This window comes from Allobosea sp. P1_A7 (assembly GCF_056406775.1).
In genome coordinates this window covers 1-1,802 of record NZ_JBFTZN010000523.1, presented here as the reverse complement: position 1 = coordinate 1,802, position 1,802 = coordinate 1, and the positions used below count along the sequence as shown (strand labels likewise).

Genomic DNA, 1,802 nt, shown 5'->3' with positions numbered 1-1,802 from the left:
GCGGCGGGCCACGAAGCCTCGCACACACTGCCAAAGCGAATGCCGCTCCTTCAGTTGATAGGCTGCGGCTCCCGAACGGTGCCGGCACGGGTGCGCACCGCAAGCATGATGCCACCGATACGCAGGTCACGCTCGGCGTAGCACGCGAAAGCAGAATCAAGGGAGCGCGGCATCGGAGCGTCTTCGCGCACGATCTCCCACAGAATCTCGACCTGTGCGGCCGGCAGCGACCGGAAGATGCGCAGCCAGTCTGACGCACGCAGACGATTACCGCGCGCATCAGCGTCACTTTCCCTCCAGTCCGTGTCTGCGGCGAGAAAGGCAAGCGGATTGCGCCGGAAATCGAGATGGTCCTCAAGATGGATAGCGTGCAGGGCAACGCCCCCCGGGCATAACGCGGCCTGCACGTTGGCGACGATGGCGGTGCTGTGGGCGAGCGGCAGATGCTCAAGCACAGAGGTGGAGTGGATGAGGTCAAAGCTGCCGGCGAATCCCGTCTCGCGGGAGAAATCAGCTGGGGCAAAGTAGTCGATCCCTAGCCCTGAGAGTGCCTCCCGCGTCCAATCGCCGAGTTGATCGAGGCGGGCAATCCGTTCTGTAACGGTCGCTGCCGGCGCTGCCGTTGTCAGAGCTCCGAGCAGCGCGTCGCGGTCGGCGGACACAAAGGCGTGGCGCGCGAAATGCAGGTGCAGGAGGGGATAATAATCGACTGCCACGACCCGCGCCGCTCCGGCCAGCCAGAAGACCAGCGCCTCCGAGAGAAGGTGCCCGCTACCGAATTCGAGGCAGGAATGCCCCTCGACGGAGCCGCAGGCGTCTCGAATCAGGGCGGCGAGACCGGGAGCGATGCGGTCGATACGCTTGTCGCCTCGGGCCCGGTGCCAAGCCCAGAGGGTGTGCGTCCAGTGCTGGACATGGCCCTGTCCCCCGATGGCGCGTCGCAACGACTTGCGCATCGGCGCCGGCAGGCGGCCTACCAAATGAGCCAGTGTCTGCACAGGCAACGGCCGTCTCCCTCCGTCGAGGACCAGACGCCACCGCCCCTCTTGGTGCCGGCGGCGCACAAATCGTGCGCTATTCCGCGCAAATGTCCAGAAACCTTTGTGGTAGTCGCTACGGAAGGCGGACGCGGGAGAAGCCTGCAATGCGGGAAGCGGACCAACAGCCGGTTCATTGCGTCCCTCAACGGCAAGTTCTGGTCGAATGCCTGAACACCTATTGGTTCATGAGCCTTGCTGACCTACCTCGGGTTTCGAAGCTGAAAGTCTCCCGTTCAGCCGCCCGGGCTGCGGACAGAGTTTTGGGTATGAAGAAGCCGAAGTTCACGGAGGCGCAGATCCCCTGCATCCGAGGAAGGAATGCCGATTCTCGTGGTCTGCCGGAAGGCAAGAATCAGCGATGCGACCTTTTACAGTTGGCGCAAGAAGTACGCAGGCCTGATGCCTTCGGAGATCGATCAAATGCGCCAGTTCGACGAAGAGAACGCCGGGCTGAAGCGGATCGTGGCCGATCTGTCGGACAAGGAGTTGCTGCAGGACGTCATCAAGCGAAGCAAGGAGATCGCTGAGATGCGTACGGGATGCTTCAATGCTCAATGGTTCATGAGTCTGTCAGATGCCCAGGAGAAAGTGGAAGGCTTGGCGTAGAAAGTAGAACGTACCTGGTGCGAGCGCGCCACCTTCCGCGGCTGGATCCAAGTCTGGATGATCTCGCCTCTCAGACGAGGAGGTCGCCGTGTCAGGGCTTAATGATGATCATCAACACAGTGCTGACGATACTCATGCCGATGCTGGTGATGGTGA

The 1,802-nt window shown here is 62.0% G+C and carries 1 protein-coding gene and 1 pseudogene; one reads left to right on the top strand and one right to left on the bottom strand.

The features are described from left to right. Nucleotides 1-50 precede the first annotated feature (50 nt). Nucleotides 51-998, bottom strand: a complete 948-nt coding sequence (locus AC1D34_RS37225) for a methyltransferase domain-containing protein (protein WP_476826982.1) — start codon at nt 996-998, stop codon at nt 51-53. 308 nt (nt 999-1,306) lie between these two features. Between AC1D34_RS37225 and AC1D34_RS37220 the strand changes: the two are divergent. Further along, nucleotides 1,307-1,550: pseudogene (locus AC1D34_RS37220) on the top strand (transposase); the annotation flags it as partial. Nucleotides 1,551-1,802: the final 252 nt, after the last annotated feature.